Raw genomic sequence first — 359 nt, 5'->3', positions numbered from 1 at the left:
AACAATGGCTATATTGCATTGTGGCGGATTTTCTTTTTCAGAAAATCCTCGTATATTTACTAACATAATCGCTATGGCGGAAAAATCTTGCCGATTTTTCCACAACGACAACATAGCCTAACCCGTTAGCCACAAGCAGAAAAAAACAAATAATTACCATATTGGTAACTTTTTTATTATATTTGCGATAAATAAGTAGAATGTGCGAGTAATAGCAAAACGAACTTTACGAGATTATTGGGAAAAACACGCTGATTGTGAGGAACAATTAAAATCGTGGTATAGAGAAACCGAAAAATCCGAATGGAAAAACATTAACGATTTAAAGAATGAATATCCAAGTGCGAGTATTTTAAAAG

General features: G+C 33.1%; 1 protein-coding gene. It reads left to right on the top strand.

Translation table 11 applies throughout. The features are described from left to right. Window positions 1–202: 202 nt before the first annotated feature. The coding region (locus HGB55_RS15730) for a type II toxin-antitoxin system HigB family toxin (RefSeq protein ID WP_168817974.1) at window positions 203–359 on the top strand (157 nt) is incomplete at its 3' end.

This window comes from Lutibacter sp. B1 (genome assembly GCF_012524075.1).
Taxonomy (GTDB): Bacteria; Bacteroidota; Bacteroidia; order Flavobacteriales; family Flavobacteriaceae; genus Lutibacter.
This window is presented reverse-complemented; position numbering and strand designations above follow the sequence as displayed.